20 protein-coding genes are annotated in these 20,751 nt (G+C 68.8%); 9 read left to right on the top strand and 11 right to left on the bottom strand.

Features of this window, described 5'->3' with window-relative positions; translation table 11 throughout:
* The 4 genes from HCX50_RS05470 to HCX50_RS05455 all read right to left on the bottom strand — a co-directional run.
* On the bottom strand, positions 1 to 1,229 hold a 1,229-nt coding region (locus tag HCX50_RS05470; RefSeq protein ID WP_167633257.1), incomplete at its 3' end, for a hypothetical protein.
* A gap of 76 nt (positions 1,230 to 1,305) precedes the next feature.
* Entirely contained in the window at positions 1,306 to 4,146 is a 2,841-nt protein-coding gene (locus tag HCX50_RS05465) for an ABC transporter permease (protein ID WP_167633256.1), read from the bottom strand.
* Complete coding sequence (locus HCX50_RS05460) at positions 4,143 to 4,868, bottom strand: ABC transporter ATP-binding protein (RefSeq protein ID WP_091033918.1); 726 nt, start codon at positions 4,866 to 4,868, stop codon at positions 4,143 to 4,145. The genes HCX50_RS05465 and HCX50_RS05460 overlap by 4 nt, the downstream gene beginning before the upstream one ends.
* Positions 4,865 to 5,485 (bottom strand): PadR family transcriptional regulator, encoded by a 621-nt coding sequence (locus HCX50_RS05455; protein ID WP_091033916.1) that lies wholly within the window; start codon positions 5,483 to 5,485, stop codon positions 4,865 to 4,867. The genes HCX50_RS05460 and HCX50_RS05455 overlap by 4 nt, the downstream gene beginning before the upstream one ends.
* A gap of 188 nt (positions 5,486 to 5,673) precedes the next feature.
* Here HCX50_RS05455 and secA point away from each other — a divergent pair, with 188 nt between their 5' ends.
* Complete coding sequence (gene secA, locus HCX50_RS05450; RefSeq protein WP_167633255.1) at positions 5,674 to 8,475, top strand: preprotein translocase subunit SecA; 2,802 nt, start codon at positions 5,674 to 5,676, stop codon at positions 8,473 to 8,475.
* Between the two features lie 65 nt (positions 8,476 to 8,540).
* The gene (locus HCX50_RS05445) at positions 8,541 to 9,767 is read left to right on the top strand and encodes a pyridoxal phosphate-dependent aminotransferase (RefSeq protein WP_091033913.1); all 1,227 of its coding nucleotides are present in this window, start codon (positions 8,541 to 8,543) and stop codon (positions 9,765 to 9,767) included.
* Here HCX50_RS05445 and HCX50_RS05440 read toward each other — a convergent pair.
* Both HCX50_RS05440 and HCX50_RS05435 read right to left on the bottom strand, forming a co-directional pair.
* Positions 9,691 to 10,938 (bottom strand): P-loop NTPase, encoded by a 1,248-nt coding sequence (locus tag HCX50_RS05440; protein ID WP_167633254.1) that lies wholly within the window; start codon positions 10,936 to 10,938, stop codon positions 9,691 to 9,693. The genes HCX50_RS05445 and HCX50_RS05440 overlap by 77 nt on opposite strands.
* On the bottom strand, positions 10,935 to 11,558 hold the full coding sequence (locus HCX50_RS05435; protein ID WP_167633253.1) for an SAF domain-containing protein: 624 nt from the start codon (positions 11,556 to 11,558) through the stop codon (positions 10,935 to 10,937). Before HCX50_RS05435 ends, HCX50_RS05440 begins: the two co-directional genes overlap by 4 nt.
* Before the next feature lie 97 nt (positions 11,559 to 11,655).
* Between HCX50_RS05435 and HCX50_RS05430 the strand changes: the two genes are divergently transcribed.
* Positions 11,656 to 11,934: a helix-turn-helix domain-containing protein gene (locus HCX50_RS05430; protein WP_091033907.1), complete on the top strand. Its 279-nt coding sequence runs from the start codon at positions 11,656 to 11,658 to the stop codon at positions 11,932 to 11,934.
* Here HCX50_RS05430 and HCX50_RS05425 read toward each other — a convergent pair.
* A complete protein-coding gene (locus HCX50_RS05425; RefSeq protein WP_167633252.1) occupies positions 11,922 to 12,545 on the bottom strand; it encodes a hypothetical protein in 624 nt (207 codons plus the stop codon). The two genes, HCX50_RS05430 and HCX50_RS05425, sit on opposite strands and share 13 nt — an antisense overlap.
* 130 nt (positions 12,546 to 12,675) lie before the next feature.
* Between HCX50_RS05425 and HCX50_RS05420 the strand changes: the two genes are divergently transcribed.
* Entirely contained in the window at positions 12,676 to 13,062 is a 387-nt protein-coding gene (locus HCX50_RS05420; protein WP_167633251.1) for an Rv3235 family protein, read from the top strand.
* Between the two features lie 24 nt (positions 13,063 to 13,086).
* Positions 13,087 to 14,571, top strand: a complete 1,485-nt coding sequence (locus HCX50_RS05415; RefSeq protein ID WP_091033899.1) for a sensor histidine kinase — start codon at positions 13,087 to 13,089, stop codon at positions 14,569 to 14,571.
* Positions 14,572 to 14,635: 64 nt separating this feature from the next.
* Here HCX50_RS05415 and HCX50_RS05410 read toward each other — a convergent pair whose 3' ends face one another.
* Entirely contained in the window at positions 14,636 to 14,884 is a 249-nt protein-coding gene (locus HCX50_RS05410) for a WhiB family transcriptional regulator (RefSeq protein ID WP_017203224.1), read from the bottom strand.
* A 230-nt stretch (positions 14,885 to 15,114) separates the two neighbouring features.
* Between HCX50_RS05410 and HCX50_RS05405 the strand changes: the two genes are divergently transcribed.
* Positions 15,115 to 15,501: a hypothetical protein gene (locus HCX50_RS05405; RefSeq protein WP_337748984.1), complete on the top strand. Its 387-nt coding sequence runs from the start codon at positions 15,115 to 15,117 to the stop codon at positions 15,499 to 15,501.
* Positions 15,502 to 15,539: 38 nt separating this feature from the next.
* Here the strand turns inward: HCX50_RS05405 and bcp are convergent, their stop codons facing one another.
* The 3 genes from bcp to aroA are packed head-to-tail and all read right to left on the bottom strand — an operon-like array spanning position 15,540 to position 18,412.
* On the bottom strand, positions 15,540 to 16,013 hold the full coding sequence (gene bcp, locus HCX50_RS05400) for a thioredoxin-dependent thiol peroxidase (RefSeq protein WP_167633249.1): 474 nt from the start codon (positions 16,011 to 16,013) through the stop codon (positions 15,540 to 15,542).
* 9 nt (positions 16,014 to 16,022) lie between these two features.
* A complete protein-coding gene (gene rsgA / locus HCX50_RS05395; RefSeq protein ID WP_091034520.1) occupies positions 16,023 to 17,093 on the bottom strand; it encodes a ribosome small subunit-dependent GTPase A in 1,071 nt (356 codons plus the stop codon).
* A 2-nt stretch (positions 17,094 to 17,095) separates the two neighbouring features.
* The gene (gene aroA / locus HCX50_RS05390) at positions 17,096 to 18,412 is read right to left on the bottom strand and encodes a 3-phosphoshikimate 1-carboxyvinyltransferase (RefSeq protein WP_167633248.1); all 1,317 of its coding nucleotides are present in this window, start codon (positions 18,410 to 18,412) and stop codon (positions 17,096 to 17,098) included.
* A 70-nt stretch (positions 18,413 to 18,482) separates the two neighbouring features.
* Between aroA and HCX50_RS05385 the strand changes: the two genes are divergently transcribed.
* From HCX50_RS05385 to HCX50_RS05375, 3 genes are read left to right on the top strand one after another with little or no spacing between them, the layout of a single operon-like run.
* Positions 18,483 to 19,145 (top strand): sigma-70 family RNA polymerase sigma factor, encoded by a 663-nt coding sequence (locus tag HCX50_RS05385; protein WP_091033888.1) that lies wholly within the window; start codon positions 18,483 to 18,485, stop codon positions 19,143 to 19,145.
* Entirely contained in the window at positions 19,142 to 19,387 is a 246-nt protein-coding gene (locus HCX50_RS05380) for a zf-HC2 domain-containing protein (protein WP_029261944.1), read from the top strand. Before HCX50_RS05385 ends, HCX50_RS05380 begins: the two co-directional genes overlap by 4 nt.
* 33 nt (positions 19,388 to 19,420) lie before the next feature.
* Complete coding sequence (locus tag HCX50_RS05375) at positions 19,421 to 20,722, top strand: GNAT family N-acetyltransferase (protein ID WP_167633247.1); 1,302 nt, start codon at positions 19,421 to 19,423, stop codon at positions 20,720 to 20,722.
* Positions 20,723 to 20,751 lie beyond the last annotated feature (29 nt).

Below are 20,751 nucleotides of genomic sequence, written 5' to 3'. Positions count from 1 at the left end.
CCCCAGCCCCCGCCGCCGCCCCAGTCCTGATCCCGCGGACGCGAAGAGTCGATGTCGCGCTGGGCCAGCTGGAGAGCCTCGGAGGCGAGGTGCGCGACCCGACGGGCCTGGATCAGGGCGGCCTCGCGCGTGTCCTCCGCCGGAAGGAGGTCGGAGACGTCGACGCGGAGTCGCTCTGCCTCGGCGAGACGCGTGCGGGCGTCGGCGCCGATCCAGCCGCGATGGCCCGCGATGAGGCCGCGTGCGACGCCGAGCTGACGATCGGCGTCGTCGATCGCGTGCTGCACCTGCGCGATGCTCGGGAGGGGGTTCTCGGCGCGGTGGCGCGCCTTGGCGATGGCCTCGTCGAGCGCCGAGTTGGCGTCGCGCAACTGCGAGAGCTCGGCGAACGGATCGTTGGGCTTTCCGGACGGCGTGAGGGCGGAGAGCGCGGCCTGGAGCGCCGCGACGGCCTCGGCGACGGCGGGCACACCGGGGGCGTTGCGCGCGGCGATGAGGTCACCGCGGGAGTCGGCGACGACCTCGGCGAGGGTGGATTCCGCCCGGAGCGCCTCGATCTCGAAGTCCTCGACCGCATCGAGGAGCGCGGATGCGCGCCGGGTGGCCTCCGTGGCCGTCTCGAGGGCGATGTTCGCCTCTTCGTTCTGCTTGGCAGCTCGACGGCGTTCGGAGATGTCGGCGCTGTGGGTGGCGAAGCGGATGAGCTGCTCGGCCTCGGCGGCGCTGGCGGTGATCTGGTGCATGGCCGAGTCCGCGTAGCGCGCCGAGAGGCGTGCAACGGCCTCGTTGGTCTGGGGGATGCGGGTGCTGAGCGCGGCCGCATCCGCCCGCACCTGCGCGATGATCTCGGGTGCGCGGCGGACCTTGGCGACGGATTCGGCGAGGACGGAGGTCTTCTCGTCGAGAAGATCCTGAGCCCAGTCGCACAGCTGCAGGATGCGCGCGTTGCGTGTGCGCAGCTCCTCTGGCGTGTCGGGGATCTCATCATGGTTCAGCTGGTGGAGCTGGAATGCCTCACGCAGGTGGGTGCGCACCGCGGTGAGAGCCGTGCGCAGGTCGGCGGTCAGCGATTCGCCGAGTTCGGCCTCGGCGAAGGAGAGCTCATCCGACGTCGTGCGGATCCGCTCGTCCGCGCCGACCAGTGCCTGCTCGGCGCGGCGCGCCAGATCGGCGTCCTGTGCGGCGAGTTCTTCCTGTTCGCGTTTGCGTCTGCCCCATATTCCAGCCATGGATCGATCCTAGTTTCTCGCGTACGGGCGGTGGCTGAGCATCCGCTTCGGGCAGGCACTGTTCGCTCAGGGCACGTCAGGCGATCGCCGTACGTCGGGTGAGTTCTGCCCGCCGCGGGGGGATGAGCCAGCTGACCGCGGCTATCGCGAGAGGCAGCGCGACCGCGAGCAGGGCGAGCACGGTCCAGGGGATGTCCGGAATCAGGAGGACGCCGCGCGACTGGATCGCGAAACCGATCGGGGGCAGCACCCCGGCCACGGCTCCCGCGAGAGTGCCGAACCCGGCGATGATGAGTCCCTGCCAGAGGCCGACTCGGCGACGGAGGCCGTTCGTGCCGCCGACCGCGGAGAGCGTGGCGTCGTCGGGGCGGCGCTCGAACCGTGCCAGGCTCAGGGCCACACCGCTCGCGCCGAGGACGAGCACACCCACCGCGCTCAGTATCGGCACGATCCACAGGGAGTCCTCGGGCGGGCCGTTCTCGAAGTACGGGGAGACGAGCCAGTCGGCTGTCGCCAGCGCATCGGCGTTTTCCTGCACTCGGTCGCGTACCTCCACCGGCACGGGGGCGTCGAACGAGGCGATCACCAGGCTGGGAGTCGTCGCCATGTCCAACTCCGCCGCGGTCTCCGGGGCAATCGCGATCGCGATGGCCTGGTGGGGGAGTTCGAGCGCGATGGCGTCGACCTTCCGTTCCCAGATCGGCTCGCCGCGTGGTGGTGCGTCTACCCATGCGGTCCAGATGTTGTCAGGCGCCTTTCCGTCGTAGACATCCCGGCCGCTCCAGGCGCCGACCTCGATCGTGCCGTCGGTGACATACCGTGGGTCGGTGACGATCGCCGCACCGTCTCGATACGCAGCACGCTGGGCAGCAGTCACCGTGATACCCAGGGCCCCGTCGAGCTCCTCCGCCGAGACCACCGCGATCGGGTTCGGTCGGTTCTGGCCGTTCGCCGTGAAGGAAGCCTCGCTTTCGGGGTCCAGGAGATGGCGTTCCGGCATCACGGCGATGACCCGTGTCTCGTCCGCGGGAATGTCGAGCGAGTTCGCGTAGCCCCACACCTCAGGCTGGCGGGCGATGACGGCCGTGCCGGTCGCCCCCACGCTGTCCGCGAGCGCGATTCCCGCGTCGGCTGCGTCGGAAGCGACGGAGGCATCGACGGTCGACTCGGCTCCGGTCGACTGGATGCCGATCGCAAGGGTGCCGACCGGAGCCTGATACGCCCAGTCCCGCGCGGTCCACGCGTTCTGCATGGAGGTCTGGCTCAGGGCGAAGACCGCGACGAAGACGGTCGCGGCGATCGCGGCGAAAGCGGGAACCGTGCGTGAGGAGTTCGCTGCGGCGTCGCGGGCGGCGATGCGAGCGGCGACGCTGACCGGCGAGAGCGCTTTGGCGGTGATCCACAGCAGCCAGCGCCCGGAGAGCAGGATGCCGATCTGCACGAGGATCGGCCCGATCACGATGCCGAACGGAGGAATCGCCCGCAGCGGCGAGTCCCACGGGAGATCCGTCACCTCGATGGCGAGGATCGCGAAGGCGCTGCCGATCGTGAGCGCGACGCCGAGGATCAGGAGGATCGATCCCCAGATCGGCCGAGACGCTCGGGGCCTCTGCGGACGACGCGCGCCGCGCAGCGCACTGAGGGTGTCGGTGCGGGCGACCGTGCGTGCGGGGAGCACTGCGGATGCCGTACCGACCAGCACCGAGAAGAAAAGGATCCCCGCAAGTATCAGCCACGGCACGTGGAAACCCCAGAACTGGGTGGCCGATCCGTCGGCGAGGAGCGCCATCGTGACCGCGGCCGCCCCGACGCCGAGGGCCAGCCCGAGAATGCCGGCGATGAGGCCCAGACCCGTGCCCTGGAGCAGGATGACCCGGCGCAGGTCCGACGGCGACGCTCCGACGCTTGCGGCGACGGCGAGAGACCGCTGCTGGCGCCGTGCGGCGACCGCGAAGGCGGCACCCGCGAGCATCACCACCACGTACGCGGCGAAGAGCCCGCCGGCGACGAGCACGATGAGCACGGTCCACAGGGCACCATCGTCCGCTCCGGACCACCCGCCCCTCGTCTGGTCCGAGATGACCGGCGGTTCCTGGATCACTGACCGCGAGTAGGCGACGACGCCGTCTTCGTTCAGCTTCTCGACCTCCGGCCAGCTGAGTGACAGGTCGGGGAGATACCAGCGGGCGTCGCCGGAGAGTCCGGCGCTCGCCGGCAGGAAGAGCGCGGAGGTCGCATCGGAGAGAACTGCGGAGTCCAGCGTCCCGACGACGGTGTAGGTGCGCTCGCCGTCGGTGACGACGACCTCGCCGCCGATCGCGATCCCGAGCCGCTCGAGTGCGGCCGGGGTCGCCATGATCTCGCTGCCGGACCGTGGGGTCGTCCCCTCGAGAAGCTCGTACCGTCCCTCGAAGCGCGCATCCCAGACCTCGCCGCCCCACGCGGGCATCCCCGTCAAGCCGTCGGGAGTCTGCACTCGCACGGTGGACTCGACGACGCGGATCGCCTCGGTGCCGGACGGCAGCGCAGTGGTCGGATCCGCGATCGGCGTCCCCTCGGGGGCATTGCCGGAGTTGTCGGGATATCCCGTCCACGTGGGGTCGGTGGGGGACTGCCAGAATCCGCTTCCCGGCAGGCCGCCCACCGAGATCCACGCCTGCATCCGTCCCAGTTCCGCGGTCACGCGCTCCTGTGGGCTGCCGATCATGCTCGCCCCGATGACCGCATAGGCGGTCATGGCCGCGATCGGGAGCAGGACGAGGGTGCTGATGAGCGCGCTCGACAGGAGGGTGCGGCGCAGCTGCCGGTGCGCGAGCCGGGCGGCGACGCGCCAGCGGGCACGCCTCCCCGGCCGTCGGACGGACGAGGAGGGCTGGTCGGACGTCCTCGTCTCCGGCCGTTCGACGGTCGAGGTCATCGGCCCGTCCCGCTCAGCAATACCTCGGCGTCGTCGCGCCGGGTCTCGTCGACGATCCTCCCGTCCCTGAGGAACACGATCCGATCGGCGAATGCTGCATGGCGGGCTTCGTGCGTGACGAGGATGCCCGCCGCGCCCGCGTCCACTCGTCCCCGGAGCATCCGGAGCACGAGTTCGCCGGTGACGGAATCCAGTGCGCCGGTCGGCTCGTCGGCGAGGATGAGTCGTCGTCCGCCGACCACGGCGCGGGCGATCGCGACGCGCTGCTGCTGACCTCCGGAGAGATCGTCGGGATAGGAGTCGAGCTTGTCCGCCAGGCCGACGGACTGCAGGGCGTCCTTCCCCGCGCGGCGGGCGACCCGGGTGCGGAAGCCGTCGAGTTCCAGCGGGAGTGTCACGTTCTCGATCGCGGTGAGCGTGGGGATCAGATTGAAGTCCTGGAAGACGAACCCGAGGGAGCGTCGGCGCAGGCGCGCGAGCTCCGCTGCGCTCTGCTCGCTGAGGTAGGCGTCTTCGATCACGACCTCCCCGGTGGTGGGGCGAGCGAGCCCGCCGGCGATGGCCAGCAGCGTCGACTTGCCGGAGCCCGAGGCGCCCATCACGGCGACGAGTTCACCGCGCCGTACCTCGAGGTCCACGCCGGACAGGGCGGAGACCGCCGTCGCGCCCGCCCCGAACTGTTGCGTCACCCCGACCAGGCGCAGGACCGTCTCGGCGCTCACAGTGAGGGAGCCGCATCCGCGAAGGGAGCACCAGCTTTCGCGGGCCGCCCGCGCTTGGGGCGCTCGGTCGCGAGTTCGAGCGCCATCGCCTGTCGCGGGTGCAACGCGAGACGCTGTTCCGTGTGGTCGAGCCACCGCACCTCGGCCTCCGCGGCGAAGATCATCGAATCGACGACCAGCGCCCAGGAGAGCTCCTCCGGGCCGTCCGCGTCACCGCCCGCGTACTTCGCCCGCTGCAGGGACTGCAGCTGTCGCAGCGACGCCGTGCGCTGCGACTGGATGACCGCTGAGACATCGACTCCGGGCAGCGTCGCCGCCACGGCGAGCTTGATCGCGAGCTCGTCCCGTGTCGCCTGCGTCCGCACCACGGGGGAGGAGAGCCACTGCGCGACCTCGGCGGAACCGGCATCCGTGATCTGCCAGTACACATGACCCTGCTCGTCGGCGTCACCGCGCTCGACGAGTCCGTCGCGCTCGAGACGCTCGAGCGTGTTGTAGATCTGTCCGACGTTCAGCGGCCAAGTGGAGCCGGTGCGTCGATCGAATTCGTGCCGCAGCTGGTAGCCGTAGCAGGGGCCCTGATCGAGGATCGCGAGCAGGCTCTGACGTACCGACATGGTGGGCTCCCTGGTTGTCGAGATGAATGCAATACCGAGTATATGCATACTCGGCAACTATTCGAATCTTCGCGCGGAAGCCTCGTGCAGGCGACGTGCAGGTCACAGGCCGGTAACATGGCAAAGCATGCCTGGCGTCGGGTTCACCGGCGGCCGGCGATTTACCCACTGACAGGGAGATGACATCCGTGGCCAATCCTCTTGAGAAGCTGCTGCGTGCTGGCGAGGGGCGGGTCATCCGCCGCCTGAATCAGGTCGTCAAGGCAGTGGGAGCGCTGGAAGAGGACATCTCCAAGCTCACCGACGACGAACTGCGCAACGAGACAGTCGAGCTGCGCGCGCGCTTCGAGAACGGCGAGACGCTCGATCAGCTCATGCCTGAGGCCTTCGCCGCGGTGCGGGAGGCAGCCAAGCGCACGCTCGGCATGCGCGCCTACGACGTGCAGATCATGGGTGGCGCCGCCCTCCACCTCGGCAACATCGCCGAGATGAAGACCGGTGAGGGCAAGACCCTCGTCGCGACCCTGCCCGCGTATCTGAACGCGATCGCCGGCAAGGGCGTGCACGTCATCACGGTCAACGACTTCCTCGCGAGCTACCAGGCCGAGCTGATGGGACGTGTGTTCCGTGCCCTCGGCATGACCACCGGCATCATCGTCTCCGGCCAGACCCCCGCGGTGCGTCGTGAGCAGTACGCCGCCGACATCACCTACGGCACGAACAACGAGTTCGGCTTCGACTACCTGCGCGACAACATGGCGTGGCGCAAGGAAGACCTCGTCCAGCGCGAGCACTTCTTCGCGATCGTCGACGAGGTCGACTCGATCCTCATCGACGAGGCCCGTACGCCGCTGATCATCTCGGGCCCGTCCTCGGGTGAGGCCAACCGCTGGTTCGCCGAGTTCGCGAAGATCGCCCGCACCCTCGAGGTCGGCGAGGACTACGAGGTCGACGAGAAGAAGCGCACCGTCGGCGTGCTCGAGCCCGGTATCGAGAAAGTCGAGGACTATCTCGGCATCGACAACCTCTACGAGTCCGCCAACACCCCGCTCATCTCGTTCCTCAACAACTCGATCAAGGCGCTCGCGCTGTTCAAGAAGGACACCGACTACGTCGTGATGAACGACGAGGTCATGATCGTCGACGAGCACACCGGTCGCATCCTGGTCGGACGCCGCTACAACGAGGGCATCCACCAGGCGATCGAGGCCAAGGAGGGCGTGCCGGTCAAGGCCGAGAACCAGACTCTCGCCACGGTGACGCTGCAGAACTACTTCCGTCTCTACGACAAGCTCGCCGGCATGACGGGTACGGCCGAGACCGAGGCCGCGGAGTTCATGTCGACCTACAAGCTCGGCGTCATCCCCATCCCGACGAACCGGCCGATGGTCCGCAAGGACCAGTCCGACCTCGTCTACAAGAACGAGACCGCGAAGTTCGCCCAGGTCGTGGAAGACATCGCCGAGCGTCATGTCGCCGGCCAGCCGGTGCTGGTCGGAACGGTGAGCGTCGAGAAGAGCGAGTACCTCTCGCGCCTGCTCGCGAAGAAGGGCGTCAAGCACGAGGTCCTCAACGCGAAGAACCACGCACGCGAGGCCGAGATCGTCGCCCGCGCCGGGCGCCTGGGCGCCGTCACCGTCGCCACGAACATGGCCGGACGAGGCACCGACATCATGCTCGGCGGAAACGCCGAGTTCCTTGCGGTCCAGGAGCTCAAGGGCAAGGGGCTCGACCCCGTCGAGACGCCCGAGGAGTACGAGGTCGCGTGGGATGAGACCTACGAGTCGATGAAGAGCATCGTCGCAGAGGAGGCCGAGAAGGTCATCGAGGCCGGTGGACTCTACGTGCTGGGCACTGAGCGGCACGAGTCGCGTCGCATCGACAACCAGCTCCGTGGTCGTTCCGGGCGTCAGGGCGACCCCGGTGAGAGCCGCTTCTACCTGAGCCTCACCGACGACCTGATGCGTCTGTTCCAGTCGGGCGCCGCCGAGGCGATTCTCGCCCGCACGAACTTCCCGGACGACGTGCCGATCGAGTCGGGCCTCGTGTCCCGTGCGATCCGCAGCGCCCAGTCCCAGGTCGAGTCGCGCAACGCCGAGATGCGTAAGAACGTCCTCAAGTACGACGACGTCCTGAACCGTCAGCGCGAGGCCATCTACGCCGACCGTCGACACATCCTGCAGGGCGATGACATCGCCGACCGTGTCCAGCACTTCATCGAGGACGCCATCAGCGGCGTGGTCCGCGATCACACCGGCGAGGGGCACAACGAGAGTTGGGACTTCGACGCGCTCTGGACCGAGCTGAAGACGCTCTACCCGGTGGGCGTGACGATCGACGAGGTCGTCTCGGAGGCGGCGGGGCGCAAGGGCGGTATCACGGCCGACGGACTCACCCGCGAGCTGCTCTCCGACGCGAAGATCGCCTACGAGACGCGCGAGGAAGCGCTCGGCGAGGCGGCGACGCGCGAGCTGGAGCGTCGCGTCGTCCTCCAGGTGCTCGACCGCCGCTGGCGCGACCACCTCTACGAGATGGACTACCTCAAGGACGGCATCGGCCTGCGCGCGATGGCTCAGCGCGATCCGCTCATCGAATACCAGCGCGAGGGCTACGCGATGTTCCAGTCGATGATGGGGCAGATCAAGGAGGAATCCGTCGGGTACCTCTACAACCTCGAGGTCGAGGTGCGTCGTGCCGGAGACTCCCAGACGGCCGAGGTCGAGGCCAAGGGACTCGCCTCCGACGGGGGAGAGCAGCGTCTCGAGTACTCCGCCGCGAACGATGCAGGCGAGGTCGAGGTCCGCAACGATCGCGGTCAGGTCCAGCAGGCGGCCACCGATCGTGTCCGTCAGGCGGCGGCTCGCGCGCAGGCCCCGCAGACCGAGCCGGAGGAGGCGCCGCGAGGCGCCTTCGGGCAGCGCACCGATGCCGAGGCTCCGGCCGCCGGCAACCGCGAGCAGCGTCGCGCCCAGGGCAAGAAGAAGAAGTAACTCCCGCGCAGAGGAGGGCCAGTCCACGTGGATTGGCCCTCCTTTCGTCGCTGTAGGCTTGGCCGATGACCCCAACGCGCCACTTCGACCAGTCGTCGAAGCTCAAGAACGTCCTGTACGAGATCCGCGGAAACGCCCTCGTCGAGGCGGCGCGCCTGGAGGCCGAGGGGCACAAGATCCTCAAGCTGAACACCGGGAATCCGGCGATCTTCGGCTTCGATGCTCCCCATCAGATCGTGCATGACATGCTCGCGGCGCTCCCTTCCGCGCACGGCTACAGTGACAGCAAGGGCATCATCTCTGCCCGCCGCGCGGTCGTGAGTCGCTACGAGCAGATCGAGGGTTTTCCCCGCTTCGACCCGGACGACGTGTATCTCGGCAACGGCGTCTCCGAGCTCATCACCATGACGATGCAGGCGCTGCTGGACGAGGGCGACGAGGTGCTCATCCCGGCTCCGGACTACCCCCTGTGGACAGCGATGACCAGCCTCGCCGGTGGCACTCCCGTCCACTACCTCTGCGATGAGGATGACGAGTGGCAGCCCGACCTCGAGGACATCCGGTCGAAGATCACGCCGCGCACCAAGGCGCTCGTGATCATCAACCCGAACAACCCCACCGGCGTCGTGTACTCGCGTCAGATCCTCGAGGGGCTCGTGCAGATCGCTCGGGAACATGAGCTGCTGCTGCTGTCGGACGAGATCTACGATCGCATCCTGTTCGACGGTGCCGTGCACATCCCGACCGCGACGCTGGCTCCCGATCTGCTGTGCCTGACCTTCAACGGGCTGTCCAAGACCTACCGGGTCGCGGGATACCGCTCGGGCTGGATGGTCATCACCGGGCCGCAGGGCCACGCCAAGGGGTTCATCGAGGGCATCACGCTGCTGGCGTCGACGCGACTGTGTCCGAACGTTCCCGCCCAGCACGCGGTGCAGGCCGCACTGTCGGGTGTGCAGTCCATCGACGCGCTGATCGCGCCGACCGGTCGCCTCCACGAGCAGCGGGATATCGCGTGGGAAGGGCTCGAGTCGATCCCGGGGGTCTCGTGCGTCAAGCCACAGGGCGCGCTGTACGCCTTCCCGCGGCTCGACCCGAACGTGCACGAGATCAGAGACGACGCCCGCCTGGTCTACGACCTGCTCGTCTCGGAGCACATCCTCCTGGTGCAGGGGACGGGTTTCAACTGGGCGACCCCGGATCACCTCCGGCTCGTCACGCTCCCCGAGCCCCGAGTATTGAGCGAAGCCGTCGAGCGACTCGGGAACTTCCTCGCGAGCTACCGCCAGTAGCGGGCTCCGCGTCGACAGGAGACAGTGTCGCCGCGAGCCCTCGGATGCCGGCGACGAGCGTCGAGCGCGGTGTGACGTCCGTCATCGGGCGGGCATGCAGCAACGACGCGTCGGTGGCGCGCTGGTCGAACGGCAGGAACGTGACGTCGGTGATGCCCGCGAACCGCTCGAGCGTGCGCCGCACCTGCCCGCGGGCATCGATCCCGAGCGGCCCCGGCCGGACCTGATTGACGACGACCGACACCGGTGTCGGCGCGGTGAGCCGGCGCACTTCTGCGTGATCCCGGAGGAAGCGGCTGATCCCCAGCGGATCGGCTGCGGCCACGGCGACGATCAGGTCGGCTTCGCTCAGCGTCGCCGACGTCGCGGCATGGCGTCGAGGCCCGGCGATGTCGTAGGTCACCTCGTCGTCTGCATCGAAGGCGCTCGCCACGTCGACGACCGTCTCCTCCCTCCATTCACGACAGGCGCCCAAAGCCATTCGGAGGCGGGCTGCCCCCAGCTCCGGCCATCGGCTCGGGCGGTTGATACCCGCGAGCACCTCGACGGCCTCGCCGCCGCCGCAGGACACCATCGTGGCGAGCCGGGTCAGCTCCGTGGCGTCGAGGGCGCCGCGCTCGGCCCGACGGCAGGCCGCAGCGATCCCGGGTGCGTCGTCGCTGAGCCCGAGCAGCAGCGCGAGCGACGGAGCGACCGTATCGGCGTCGACCAGGGCGGTGCTGCGCCCGGACCGTGCGAGTTCCACTGCGAGCTCGATGGCGATCGTGGAGCGGCCCGGTGCGCCATGCGGCCCCCACACGGCGATGACTCGGTGCGGATGGAGTGATCGGGGTGCGGGCACGTGGTCGGAATCGGCGCGCAAAGCCGCCGCGACCTCCCAGCCGGCCGCCTCGGGCGGCAAGGCTGCGGACAAGCCCAGGCGTCCGAGCAAACGGCTGTCGGCTCCTCCGAGCGGGAGGATGCGGACTCCTGCTCGATCGCACGTGGAGACCAGCGCGGCCGTGAGAACTGTACGTGCGGCCGTCACGATGATCGCCTCGGCACCACGAGGAAGGTCGAACTCGGCGGTGGGGAGAGGCAGGACGGCGAGGACCGTGACTCCCTCCAGTTCGAGTTCCGCAGCCAGTTCGCTCGCACGCGGCTCCGGGATGGCCACGACGACAGCCGTCACGAGCCGGCCCCGACCGGCAGCACGGAGAGGGAGGCGCCTTCGGTGATCGCGGCGAGCACGTCGGCCGTGTCGCCTCTGTCGATCACGAGTTCGAGCCGGGCCGCCGCGGTGTCGGCCAGCATGCCGTTCGACTCGATCACGTCGCGGACGACCACGTCCGTGACGAGGATTCGTGGAGTGTCGTACGTGCGACCGTCGTCGAGAGGCGGGGCGAACCAGACGTCGACCACCGAACCGGCCTGTACCTCTCCGGGGATCCCGGTGCTGCTCTCGACGACGATCGTGGTGCTGCGGCCGTGGTCGGCATCCGCCAGCGCAGCAGACGGCACGATCTCGCCCTTGGTGAGTGTGCGCGCCGCGATCTGACCGGGTTTCAGGTCTTCGGGGCCGAGGTAGTCGTCGGCAGACAGGCCCAGTCCGACCTCGATGACCTGGAAGTCGTCTGAGGTCAGCTTCTCACCCTCTACGATGGTGCGGTCGGCTCGGAGTACCGGCCGTGCCTGGTCGGATCCGGTGACGATGAGCCACACTGCGGTGATGGAGAGCGCCACCAGGGCGATCCCGATGAGGAATCGGGTGTCGCCCCAGAACGCACGCCGAGGGCGAGAAAGGGAAGCCATGGCGATATCGTCACAGAAATCCCGCACGTGCACCGTCGGTTATCCACAGGACGGCAGAGCGCCCGATCCTCCCGACCCCGTCATGGAGAATAAGGGGATGGCACCCCCGACCCGGCCCGCGTCGCGATTCCTCGCCCCCGCGCAGGTGGCCGAACTCCTGAGTATCGGTGTGGACGAGGTGGTCGAACTCCTCCACGAAGGAAGACTCCGCGGTGCGCAGCTCGGATCGCCGCCGCGCTGGCGGGTGGAGGAGTCGAGTCTCGAGGACTACCTGGCGGAGGAATCGGAGATCGCTCGCCGCATGGCGCTGTGGAGGCAGTCGCAGGTCGCGAGCTTTCCTGAGGTCTGGGGTACCTCCTCGGCTCACCGCAGCTGATCTCCCGGGGTACGCACGGCGACGAGCGCGGCGAACGGGATGATGCGGAAGCCGTGCACAGCGCCGGCGAGACGCGCCTGGCCCGGATCGTGCAGCGCCAGATCGAGGTGATCCGCCGCGGCGCGGTCGATCGTGCCGTGGGCGTCGTCGCCGACCTGCACGCTGATATGCACGGGTATCCGCCGTCGGGCGAGATCCCGCAGCACGAATCCGAGCGTCATCCGCTCGCGAAGCGGGTGTACGTCCGTCGCAGAGTCATCGAGGCTCGCCAGGATCATGCCGTGGTCCGTCGTGAGGCCGGCGACGGCGTGCAGGGGGAGGATCAGCGCCGATGCTGCCGTGCCGGTCGAATGGCGGGCGCCGCCGACATCGCGTGAGACCACGGCGAGCCAGTCTGCTCCGAGAGCCTGGAGTGTGACCGGCAGCCGTCGTCCGTTCACGAGGTCGATCGTCGCGTCGGTGCTGGCGCTGCACAACGTCCGGAGGCGGGCGCGCAGGTCCAGCTTCGCGATGCGTAGTCGCTCGGACTCGGCGTCGAGCACGGCTCGCTCCGCCTCCCAATCCGACGCCAGCTGGCCTTCGAGGTCTTCGAACAGACGGTCCCAGTGCACCCGACAGAGCGTAGGCGACGAGGAGATCTCACGTACGAGTTATCCACATAGTTGCTCGATGCGCCCCCGGCGGGGGACGACGCGGTGCTGTACTGGCGGACTTCCAGACCTCCCCGACCGAGAGTCCGACATGATGCCTCACGAGTACTTCGCCGCCCAGCCCACGCCGACCAGCGAGCTTCCCGACCCCGCACCGCTCCTGCGGAGCCTCACCACCGGCGTCCTCGAGGCTCTCGCCGGAGTCAGGGAGGTCGATCAGCTCGCCCGCTGGCTCAGCGAGGATGCGTATCGGAGTCTGGTCACCAGAGTCAATCTCTCGGCGAGAGCGCGCAGCGCGCGGGGTGTCGCTCCGGCGCGACCGGCATTCGCGATCAGGTCGCTGCGCGTGGCCGAGCCGACCGACGGCGTGATCGAGGCCGTCGTCGTGGTGGCGGGGCCGGGGCGCACGCGCGCGGTCGCCGTCCGGCTGGACGGCATCGATCGGCGTTGGCGCGCGACGTCCTTGGCCATCCTCTGACGGATCTGACCGTAGGCTGGTGGGGTGTCAACCCTCAGTGATCTCGCCCATGCCCAGGGTCTCCTGACCGACAGTGATGTCGAGTGGCTGCACCGACTCGCCGGTGACGGGCAGCTCCTCGCCGACCTCGCGTCGGCGGACATCGTCATCTGGATTCAGACGGAGGACGGTACCTTCATCGCGGTCGCTCACGCGCGGCCGAGCGGGGCGGCGACGCTGTTCTACCGCGACATCGTCGGAGAGCGGGTACGACCGCAGTGGCGTACGCAGGTCCAGGGCGCCTTCGAGTCTGCGGAGATCGTGGACTCGTCGTCGCCGGACTGGTTCGAGGAGACTCCGACCAGGGTGCGCGCCGTGCCGATCGTGAGCGAGCGACGCGCAGCAGATGCCCCGCCCACCGTGATCGGCGTGGTGACCAGGCACACCAACCTCGGCGAGCTGCGCACCCCCTCTCGCCAGCAGATCACTTTCGACGAATGCGCGAACGATCTGTTCCGGATGATCGCGGACGGCAGCTTCCCCGACCTCGCCGCGCCGACCTCACCGCGTCGAGGCGCACCGCGTGCGTCGGACGGACTCATCCGGATCGACGTCGACGGGATCAGCACGTTCGCCAGCCCGAACGCACTCTCCGCCTTCAACCGCATGGGATTCGACGACGAGCTCGAGGGGGAGTCCCTCGCCGAGGTCACCACGCGGCTCGTCCCGCCCTCGCGGCAGGTCGACGAATCACTTCCCGTGGTGGTGACCGGGCGTGCTCCCTGGCGGACCGACATCGAGGCGCGTGGCGTCACGGTGTCGTTGCGCGCGATCCCGTTGAAGGACCACGGAACGCGCATCGGCGCGATCGTGCTCTGCCGCGACGTGTCGGAGCTGCGCCATCAGGAACAGGAGCTCATCACCAAGGATGCGACGATCCGCGAGATCCACCACCGGGTGAAGAACAACCTCCAGACCGTGGCGTCTCTCCTGCGGATCCAGGCGCGCCGCACCCACTCCGATGAAGCCCGAGATGCACTCACGCAGGCCATGCGTCGCGTCGATGCGATCGCGGTCGTGCACGACACCCTGGCTCAGGGGCTCACGCAGAAGGTCGATTTCGACGAGGTCTTCCACCGGGTGCTCAAGCTCGTGGCTGAGGTCGCCTCGGCGCCGAACACACGCGCGCGCACGCAGTCGACCGGGCGGTTCGGTGTGCTCCCGAGCGAGTATGCGACGCCCCTCGCCCTCGCGCTCACCGAGGTGGTCACGAACGCCGTCGAGCACGGCCTCGCCGGTCAGGAGGGCATCGTCACCATCGATGCCGCGCGGACCGAGGAGAATCTCCGTGTCACGGTGCGTGACACCGGCCTCGGTCTCCCCGAGGGGCGGATCGGTCAGGGGCTCGGCACGCAGATCATCCGCACCCTCATCCAGGGGGAGCTGGGTGGCACCATCGAGTGGCACGGAAGCGATGGAGAGGGCACAGAGGTGATCATCGACATCCCTCTGCGCTGGCTCGACCGCTGACCTGACGCACGCAGGGCAGACGAAAGCGGCCTGAGACCTCGTCTCAGGCCGCTTTCGTGCAGATTCAGGAGGCGCGGCGTGCGCGTGCGGCGCGACGCTTCAGAGCGCGGCGCTCGTCTTCGGAGAGACCGCCCCACACGCCGGAGTCCTGGCTGGTCTCCAGGGCGTACTGCAGACAGATCTCCGTGACTGTGCAGGTGGCGCAGACGGTCTTCGCCTTCTCGATCTGATCGACGGCCGGGCCGGTGTTCCCCACGGGGAAGAATAGCTCGGGGTCGACAGTCAGGCAGGCGGCCTTATCGCGCCAGTCCATGGGGGCTCCTCGGTGTGGATTTCAAGAGATGTCGCGATGCGACCTCTCGGATTCGGGTAGCAGTTCGGGTTCGGCTACCCTGGTGATGTGCGGACGGAATGCCCGCGATTTGTGATGCGAGCGAGATTGCTCGCCCCACGCCGCTGTGGGAGCACATGACTTTCTCTATTCTGTTACATGAAAACCGCGAAATCAAGGGTTTTCTCCTCTTTCGATGCTTGGGAGATGCTGTGCGCGCACCTGGAATCGCTCTCGCGGCAGCGGCGGTGCTCGCCGCGGAAGCAGCGGCGCTTCTCGTCTTCGCGGTCATCGAACTGGTCGGGCTCGGCGCCGGCGACGCGGCGTCGTTGCCGACCGCGCTGGCACTGATCGCGCTCACCTTCATCGGCGCCGCCGCACTCGTGGCGTTCGCGATCGGTGTTCGAAGCGGCAAGTCGTGGGCGCGATCAGGGGGAGTGGTGTTCCAGGTGCTCGCGGTAGCCCTCGCGCTGGCCTCCCTCACGCTGCAGCCGGTGTCGTGGGCATTCACCCTCGGGGTCGGGCTTCCCGGCCTGGTGGGCTTCGTGCTGCTGATCTCGAGCGCCCGACGCGAGGCCGAGCAGCGCCCGGCGGAGTGAGTTCCGGCGGCCGCTGAGCGCGAACTCAGCGCCGGGTGTCAGACGTCGATGCCGAGCTGCTTGCGCAGTCGCGCCACGTGACCGGTGGCCTTCACGTTGTACTGCGCGAGAGTGATCGTGCCGTCCTCGTCGAGGACGAAGGTGGAGCGGATGACACCCTCGACGAGCTTGCCGTAGTTCATCTTCTCGCCCCACGCGCCGTAGGCGGTGTGGGTCGCGTGGTCGGGGTCGCTCAGCAGCGGGAAGGTGAGTCCGTCGCGTTCGCGGAACTTCGTCAGGGTGGCCGGCTCATCGCGCGAGATGCCGACGACCCGGTAGCCCGCGCCCTGGAGCGACGAGATGCTGTCGCGGAAGTCGCAGGCCTCCGTGGTGCAGCCGGGCGTCATCGCGGCGGGGTAGAAGTACAGCACCGTCTTCTGGCCGCGCAGATCGGCGAGACGCACGGTCTTCCCGTCCTGGTCGAGAAGGGCGAATTCAGGGGCTGCGGTTCCGGGTTCGAGGCGCTGGGTCACGCCTCCAGCCTAACGTCCGGGAGCCTGCTCCGCTTTGTCTGCGAACGTCTGGAGCAGCCGCTGCAGGGAGTCGAGCCGCGCACGGCCGGTCTCGCCCAGCTCGCCCCGTTCCGCCGCTTCGATGAGGGCGCAGTCGGGGGCGTCCGCGAGGTGCGTGCACCCTCGGGGGCAGTCCTGGGCGATCGCCGCGAGCTCCGTGAACGCGGCCAGAATGTTCGCGGGATCCACATGGCCGAGACCGAACGAGCGGACGCCGGGGGTGTCGATCACCCAGCCGCTGCCACCGGCCCCCTCGTAACGCAGCGAGACGGTAGAGGAGGAGGTGTGGCGGCCGCGTCCGGTGACCTGGTTCACGTGTCCGGTGGCGCGCAGAGCCGTGGGCACGAGCGCGTTGACGAGGGTCGATTTGCCGACGCCCGAGTGGCCGACGAAGACCGTGGAGTGCCCGACGAGCGCTTCGCCGATCTCCTCGACGGGCATCTCGTCCTGAGCGCTGGTGAACACGCGCAGGTCGAGGCCGTCGAAGTGGGTGAGGAACTCCGACGGGTCGGCGATGTCGGTCTTCGTGACGACCAGGAGAGGACGTATCCCCGCATCCAGGGCAGCGACGAGGTAGCGGTCGACGAGACGGGCCCGCGGCTCGGGGTCGGCCGCGGCGACGACGACGAGCATCTGATCGGCGTTCGCGACGATGACGCGCTCGACCTGGTCGGTGTCGTCGGCGCTGCGACGCAGAAGGGAGGTGCGTTCCACGATGCCGACGATGCGGGCGAGCGTGCCCTCGTCGCCCGAGGTGTCTCCGACCACACGCGCCTGATCACCCGTGACGATCGGCATGCGGCGCAACTCCCGAGCCCTGGTGGTCGTGATCATGTGCTCGTCAGGGGTGTTCTCGTCCAGGAGAACCGAATACCGGCCGCGGTCGACGCCGAGGACCCTGCCCACCTGGGCGTCCTCGTGCGCGGGTCGGCGCTTGGTGCGCGGGCGGTTCGCCTTGGGGTTCGGACGCGTCCTGATGCTGCTCTCGTCGAAGTCCTCGAAGTCGTCATCGAGGTCGTCGCTGTCGTCGAGCCAGCTCACCATCAACCTCGCAGCATCCGCTCCCAGAGCATCGTGAACTCCGGGAGGGTCTTGGCGGTGGTTCCGATGTCGTCGATCTCGACACCCGGAACGCGCAGGCCGATCAGTGCGCCGGTCGTGGCCATCCGGTGATCGTGGTGTGCGGCCCAGCTGCCGCCGTGCAGCGGGCGCGGGATGATGCGGAGCCCGTCCGGGAGCTCCTCGGCCTCGCCGCCGAGTGCGCGGAGGTTGCCGATGAGTGCCGCGATCCGGTCGGTCTCGTGGAGGCGGATGTGGCCGATGCCACGGATGGTCGTCGGGGACTCCGCGAACGCGGCGAGGCCGACGAGGGTGGGAGTCAGCTCGCTCGCGGCGGAGAGATCGAGGTCGAGACCGCGAATGCCGGAGCCTGCGCGCACGGTGAGGGTGCCGCCGTGGCGACCCACGTGCGCTCCCGTGGCCTGGAGGATGTCCGGCAGCAGCGCACCCGGCTGCGTGGAGTGCGCCGGCCAGCCCGTGATGGAGACGGCGCCGCCGGCCACCAGAGCGGCGGCGAGGAACGGTGCGGCGTTGGAGAGATCCGGTTCGATCGCGATCTCCTTCGCGCGCGGCACGCCGGCCTCGACGAGCCACTCTCCGACGGCCGGACGCTCGATGCGGATGCCGCGGCGGCTCAGAGCCTCGATGGTCATGTCGATGTGCGGCAGGCTCGGCAGATGCTCGCCGACGTGGACGAGATGGAGCCCGACGTCGAATCGAGGAGCGGCGAGCAGGAGCCCGGAGACGAACTGACTCGACGCCGATGCGTCGATCTCGACTCGTCCGCCGCGGATGCGCCCGTGGCCGCGGATGGTGAACGGGAGCGACCAGGTTCCCTCGTCGTCGATGTCGACTCCGAGGTCCCGCAGGGCGCTGATCAGCCCACCCATGGGGCGATGGAGTGCGGTCTCATGCGCCGTGAGGTGCACGTCGTGCTGGGCGAGGCCCGCAAGCGGAGCGATGAAGCGCATCACGGTGCCCGCCTGGCCGCAGTCGATCGTCGTGCCCCCGCTGAGCTTCGCCGGGGTGACCACGAGGTCGGGGCCGAACTCGTGCCCGGCTTCCACCTCTTCGATGCCGACGCCCAGGGCGCGCAGGGCGTCCACCATGCGCGCGGAGTCGTCGGAGTGCAGGGGAGCGATCAGCCGGCCGGGGCCGTCGGCGATCGCGGCGATCATCAGCTCGCGATTCGTCAGCGATTTCGAGCCCGGGATCGTGAGCTCGGCGTGCACGGGCACGTCGGTGGTGGGCGCAGGATAGGTGCCCTGCACCCGGGAGGGGGAATACCTGTTGGCGCTCATCGGTTCTCACCTTAGTAAACGCAGGAAGCTTCGTCGCGAAAGACAGGCTCCTGAAAGCGAAGGAGAGAGCATGACGGCGACGTTGGAGCGCGAGGTGATCGACCTCAGCGGCCTAGACTGGCCGGTGATGGATGACACCGCAACCGCAGACATCGTCGGCGACCCTCGACGCGAGTTCGAGGAGCAGGCGATCCCTTTCATGGATCAGCTCTACGCCGCCGCGATGCGCATGACGCGCAACCCCGCTGACGCCGCCGACCTCGTGCAGGAGACGTTCGTCAAAGCCTATGGCTCCTGGTCGACGTTCTCGCAGGGGACCAACCTCAAGGCGTGGCTGTACCGCATCCTCACGAACACGTACATCAACATCTACCGCAAGCGCCAGCGCGAGCCGTTCCAGGGCACGATCGACGAGCTCGAGGACTGGCAGCTGGGCGGTGCGGAATCCACGACCGCTTCGCACAGCCGCTCCGCCGAGGCGGAGGCCATCGACCGGATGCCGGCCTCGGTGGTCAAGGATGCGCTGCAGGCCGTGCCGGAGGACTTCCGGCTCGCGGTGTACCTCGCCGATGTCGAGGGCTTCGCGTACCAGGAGATCGCCGACATCATGAAGACCCCCATCGGCACCGTGATGAGCCGTCTGCATCGTGGCAGGCGGATGCTGCGGGAGCTGCTGGCAGATTACGCCGCCGAGCGGGGCATCGCGGCGGCTGAGACGAGGAGCAAGAAATGAGCGACTGCGGCTGCGACAAAGCGCGTCAGGATCTGGAGGAGTACCTCCGCAACGAGGTGTGCAAGACCGAGCACACCGAGATCCGTGAGCACCTCGAGCATTGCCCGTCCTGCCGTGATGAGGCGCTCGTGGCCACGACCCTCACCGAGGTCATCGCCCGTGCCTGCAAGGAGACTGCTCCCGAGCAGTTGCGCGACCAGGTTTTCGCTCGGCTGCGCGAAGCTCAGGCTGCCCAGCACTGACCCCGCGTCCGAGCCCGTCGGTAGTGTGGATGGATGAGCTCCATCGATGCGCGGGACGTGCCCGCAGACACCACCTCGACTGAACGACTGGCCGCCGCCGGACTCGAGTACCGCGTCGTCGATCTGACCGATGACGCGAGCGCCGTGGCATTCCAGCGTGCGGTGGACCGCGGTTTCCTCGGTGCCGAACCGAGCAGCGAGATGCTCGCGCAGGTCACGAAGACCTTCGCGGCCCGACGCAACATCGGCGTGTTCGAGAAGACGGCACCGGAAGCTGCGCTGCCGGTCGCGACCACCAACGCGTGGGTGACTCCACTCACGCTTCCCGGAGGCGGCGAGATCGGCATGTGGGCGATCAGCATCGTCACCGTCGCGGCGACCCATCGGCGCCGGGGCATCGCGAGAGCCCTCCTCGAGGGCGAGCTGCGGGCCGCAGCATCCGCCGGTGTCGCCGTCGCTGGGCTCACGGTGACGGAGGCGACGATCTATGGGCGCTACGGGTTCGGCTCGGCCGTCCCGGTCGCGCGACTGACCGTGGACACGCGACGAGCAGGGTGGGGCGGCGAGACTCCGCCCGGGCACCTGGAGTACGTGGACCGCGAGACGCTCGCCGCCGACCTCGGGGCTGTCCACGAGCGCGCGCGTCGGCGGACAGCCGGACAGATCCCCGGCTGGCGCGGTCGCTGGGAGGGGTATGCGGGCGTCGCACCGACCGCCGATCGGGATCAGGCCCGTGGCGTGCGCTACCTCGACGAGCACGGTGTGCTCCGAGGGGTCATGGCATACGCCGTGAGTGAGGCGAACGGCACGTTGCGGTTCCGTCTGGACGTGCGGCTGCTCGTCGCCGAGACCGCCGAGGCGCGCGCCGCGCTGTGGCGTTTCGCGCTGCAGCACGACCTCGTCGACGAGGTCGTCGCCGACCTCCGTCCCCTCGACGATCCGCTGCTGTGGCTCGTCGCCGACCCCCGCGGTGTGAAGCAGGAGGTGCATGACCACGGGTGGCTGCGCATCCTCGATCTCCCGGCCGCGCTGACCGCGCGACGCTACTCTGCTCCGCTCGACACGGTGCTGCGCGTCGAGGACTCCCTCGGATTCACGAACGGCGACTGGCGGTTGCACATCGACGAGTCCGGTGAAGCGACGGTCGAGGTCGCCGAGGGCAGCACGGCCGACATCGTGCTCGACGTGTCGGCGCTGTCCTCGCTGTACGCCGGGGGAGTCCGCGCGGCATCTCTGCACGGCGCCGGTCGCATCTCGGGTGACGCGGCGGCCGTCGAGGCGCTCGATCGCGCGCTGATCGCCTTCCCGGTGCCGTCTCTCGACATCTGGTACTGAACCGGAACGAGAAAAGGCGCCCCGACCGC

Source organism: Microbacterium sp. B19(2022), assembly GCF_012030385.1.
Lineage (GTDB): Bacteria > Actinomycetota > Actinomycetes > Actinomycetales > Microbacteriaceae > Microbacterium > Microbacterium oxydans_B.
This window is presented reverse-complemented; position numbering and strand designations above follow the sequence as displayed.

Excerpts from the sequence above, each read along its gene's own strand:
- HCX50_RS05465 (WP_167633256.1), bottom strand. The coding sequence starts at position 4,146 with ATGACCTCGACCGTCGAACGGCCGGAGACGAGGACGTCCGACCAGCCC.
- HCX50_RS05455 (WP_091033916.1), bottom strand. The coding sequence starts at position 5,485 with ATGTCGGTACGTCAGAGCCTGCTCGCGATCCTCGATCAGGGCCCCTGC.
- HCX50_RS05445 (WP_091033913.1), top strand. The coding sequence starts at position 8,541 with ATGACCCCAACGCGCCACTTCGACCAGTCGTCGAAGCTCAAGAACGTC.
- HCX50_RS05435 (WP_167633253.1), bottom strand. The coding sequence starts at position 11,558 with ATGGCTTCCCTTTCTCGCCCTCGGCGTGCGTTCTGGGGCGACACCCGA.
- HCX50_RS05430 (WP_091033907.1), top strand. The coding sequence starts at position 11,656 with ATGGCACCCCCGACCCGGCCCGCGTCGCGATTCCTCGCCCCCGCGCAG.
- HCX50_RS05420 (WP_167633251.1), top strand. The coding sequence starts at position 12,676 with ATGATGCCTCACGAGTACTTCGCCGCCCAGCCCACGCCGACCAGCGAG.
- HCX50_RS05410 (WP_017203224.1), bottom strand. The coding sequence starts at position 14,884 with ATGGACTGGCGCGATAAGGCCGCCTGCCTGACTGTCGACCCCGAGCTA.
- aroA (WP_167633248.1), bottom strand. The coding sequence starts at position 18,412 with ATGAGCGCCAACAGGTATTCCCCCTCCCGGGTGCAGGGCACCTATCCT.
- HCX50_RS05385 (WP_091033888.1), top strand. The coding sequence starts at position 18,483 with ATGACGGCGACGTTGGAGCGCGAGGTGATCGACCTCAGCGGCCTAGAC.
- HCX50_RS05380 (WP_029261944.1), top strand. The coding sequence starts at position 19,142 with ATGAGCGACTGCGGCTGCGACAAAGCGCGTCAGGATCTGGAGGAGTAC.
- HCX50_RS05375 (WP_167633247.1), top strand. The coding sequence starts at position 19,421 with ATGAGCTCCATCGATGCGCGGGACGTGCCCGCAGACACCACCTCGACT.